Source organism: Streptomyces tendae (assembly GCF_014650435.1).
Taxonomy (GTDB): domain Bacteria; phylum Actinomycetota; class Actinomycetes; order Streptomycetales; family Streptomycetaceae; genus Streptomyces; species Streptomyces tendae.
On sequence record NZ_BMUY01000054.1, the window covers coordinates 1 to 3390 of the forward strand.

General features: G+C 73.8%; 2 protein-coding genes. Both read right to left on the reverse strand.

The genetic code is table 11. The features are described 5' to 3' along the window. A partial coding sequence (locus tag IE258_RS40395; protein ID WP_189750774.1) for a beta-ketoacyl synthase N-terminal-like domain-containing protein occupies positions 1-1000 on the reverse strand: 1000 nt, incomplete at its 3' end. Positions 1001-1113: 113 nt separating this feature from the next. Continuing rightward, positions 1114-3390, reverse strand: a 2277-nt coding sequence (locus IE258_RS40400) for an SDR family NAD(P)-dependent oxidoreductase (protein ID WP_229892775.1), incomplete at its 5' end; no start/stop codon positions are given.

Consider the following 3390-nt stretch of genomic DNA (forward strand, 5'->3'; position numbering starts at 1 on the left):
GGGACGCCTGCACCCCGGCGTTCACCAGTGCCTGCCGGATCACCCGCTGCTGGGCGGGACCACTGGGGGCGCTCAGCCCGTTCGACGCACCGTCCTGGTTGACCGCGCTGCCCCGCACCACCGCCAGCACCCGGTGACCCAGCCGCCGCGCGTCCGACAGCCGCTCCACCAGCAGCAGGCCGACGCCCTCGCCGAAGCCCATGCCGTCGGCGGACGCGGAGAACGCCTTGCACCGCCCGTCGGCGGCCACACCGCGCTGCCGGGAGAAGCCGGTGATGGTGTGCGGGGTGCTCATCACGGCGACACCGCCCGCGAGGGCCATGGTGCACTCGTTGCGGCGCAGCGCCTCACAGGCCAGGTGGAGCGTGACGAGGGAGGAGGAGCAGGCGGTGTCCACGGTGAGCGCCGGACCTTCGAGACCGAGGACGTAGGAGACCCGGCCGGAGACCACGCTGGAGACGCTGCCGGTGACGAGGTGGCCCTCCAGGCCCTCCTGCACCTCCGACAGCCGGGCCCGGTACTCCTGGTAGTTGCAGCCGACGAACACCCCGGTGCTGGAGCCGCGCAGGGTGGCGGAGTCGATGCCGGCGTGCTCCAGGGTCTCCCAGGCGACCTCCAGGACGAGGCGCTGCTGCGGATCCATGGCGAGCGCCTCGCGCGGCGAGATCCCGAAGAACTCCGGGTCGAACTCGGTGGCGCCGGTCAGGTAGCCGCCCTCGCGAGCATAGGTCGTGCCGGGGTTCTGCGCCTCCGGGTCGTACAGGGCCTCCACGTCCCAGCCGCGGTCGGTGGGCAGGCCGCCGACGGCGTCAACGCCGCCGTGCACCAGCCGCCACAGCTCCTCCGGTGAGGCGACGGAGCCGGGGTAGCGACAGCCCATGCCCACGATGGCGATGGGCTCGTGGCTCTGCGTCTCGTACTCGCGCAGCCGCTGCCTGGTCTGTTGCAGATCAGCCGTGACGCGCTTCAGGTAGTCGACCAGCTTGTCATGATCCGCCATCAGTTCCTACCCCTGTGAGTCTTGGCGAGTACGTGGTGCGGTGGTGCACGGTGGGTGCGGGCCCCACGCGGCTCGCCCGCGAGGACGAGCCGCACGAGGCGGAGTGGAGCTGCTCAAATGCCGAGTTCGGTGTCGATGAAGGCCAGCACCTCGTCGGCACTGGCCGACTCGAGTGCCGCGGCGGAGGTGACCGTGGCGGAGGTGGCCGCGGCCGTCGTACGGCCGCCGTCCGGCTCGCTCCACCGCGTGAGCAGCGAGCGCAGCCGCAGGGTGATCTCGAGCCGGGTGTTGGTGTCCGGGTCGATGGCCGCCAGGCGCTGGGACAGCACGTCCAGTTCGGTGAGGACGGAGCTGTCGTCGCCCGGGTCGGGCCCGTACAGCTCGGCCTTGAGGTACGCGGCGATGGCGAGCGGGGTCGGGTGGTCGAAGACCAGCGCGGCCGGCAGGGTGAGGCCGGTGGCCGTGGCCAGCCGGTTGCGCAGCTCCATCGCGGTGAGGGAGTCGAAGCCGACGTCGCGCAGGGCTCGGTCGGGGTCGAGCCGGTCGGGCCGCTCGTAGCCCAGCACGGCGGCGGACTCGCCGCGGACCAGGGCGAGCAGGGCGCTGTCCCGGTCGGTGAGCGGCAGGTCTCCGAGCCCGGAGCCGCGCTGCCCGGGCTCAAAGGCCGGGCCCGCGGTCGCGGGTACCGGCGCGGACAGCGCCCTGACCTGCGGCAGGTCTTCGAACAGCGGTCGCGGGCGGGCCGCGCTGAACAGGGGGAAGAACCGCTCCCAGGCGACGGGTGCCACGGTGAGCACGGTCTCGTCGCGGTCCAGGGCCCGCCGCAGCGCGGTGAGGCCCAACTCGGGTTCGATGAGGGGCAGGCCCCGCCGGTGCAGTTGGTCGAGGTCGACGGCCTCGGAGATGCCGCCGGCGCCCTCGACGCCGAACGCGTTCCACACGCCCCAGGCGATGGAGGTGGTCGGAATGCCGCGCGCGCGGTTGTACTCGGCGAGCGCGTTGAGGAACGCGTTGGCGGCGGCGTAGGCGCCGTGGTCGCCGCTGCCCCACACACCGGCGATGGAGGAGAACAGGACGAACGCGTCCAGATCGCCGTGGTCGAGGAGTTCGGTGAGGTGCAGGGCGCCGTCGACCTTGGCGGCGACTCCGGCGGCGAACGCCTCCGGGCCGGTGTTCTCCAGAGAGGTCAGGTCCGCGACGCCCGCGGCGTGCAGCACCGCGCGTACGGTCTCCCCGTCGGCGGCGAGCTCGTCGAGGAGCGCCGCCACGGCCTTGCGGTCCGCGACGTCGCAGGCGGCGAGGGTGACACGGGCGCCGGTCGCGACGAGTTCGTCGCGCAGCCGCTCGGCACCGGGAGCGTCGGCCCCGCGGCGCCCGGTGAGCACCAGGTGCTCGGCCCCCTCGGTGGCCAGCCACTGGGCGAGGACGGCGCCGAGGGCGCCGGTGCCGCCGGTGACGATCACCGTGCCCCGCGGCTGCCAGCTGCGCCGGGCGGCCCGCTGCTCGCCGGGGATGTGGGCGAGCCGGCGGACGAACGTGCCCGAGGGACGCAGGGCCAGCTGGTCCTCGGCACCGCGACCGGACAGTCCGGCGCACAGCATGCGCGCGACGCGGGCGTCGCAGACGCCGGGCAAGTCGATCAACCCGCCCCACCGGTCGGCGTGTTCAAGGGCCGTGACCTGGCCGAGGCCCCAGATCAGCGAGCCCAGCGGGGCGTGCGGGTGGGTGTCCTGGCCGGCCGCGACGGCCTCCCGGGTCACCATCCACAGCGGGGCGCCGATCCCGGCCCGGCCGAGGGCGCGCACCAGGGCGAGGCTGGTCGCCAGCCCGCTCGGCATGGCCGGGTGGTCGCGGTGGCGCTCCTCGTCCAGACCGAGGAACGACATGATCCCGGCCGGTGCCGCGCCGAGGCCGGCGACGAGGCCGCGCAGCCGCTCGGTGAGCCGGTCCACGTCGGCATCGGCGTCCTCGATCGCCAAGTGGACCACCTCGGCGCCGGCCTTCGCCACGGCGTCCAGGGACGTGGTGACGGACGGGTCGTCCAGGTGCCGTACCGGTACGAGGGCCAGCCAGGATCCGGTGAGGACCGGGGCACCGGGCGCGTCGGGCAGGCGCTTGAAGGCGGTCCGGTAGCGCCATGCGTCCACGGCCGCCGTGGTCCGCAGGCGCTGCCGCCAGTCGGCGAGCGCGGGCAGAACGGTGCCGAGCGGGGCGTCGGGCGCGATGTCCAGTTCGGCGGCGAAACCGTCCAGGTCGGTGTGCTGGACCGCCTCCCAGAAAGCCGTGTCCCGGTCCCCGACGTCGACACTGCTGCCGGTGGTGCTGTCGAGCCAGTAGCGCTGGTGCTGGAATGCGTAGGTGGGTAGTTGCACGGTATGTCCGGCTGGTGT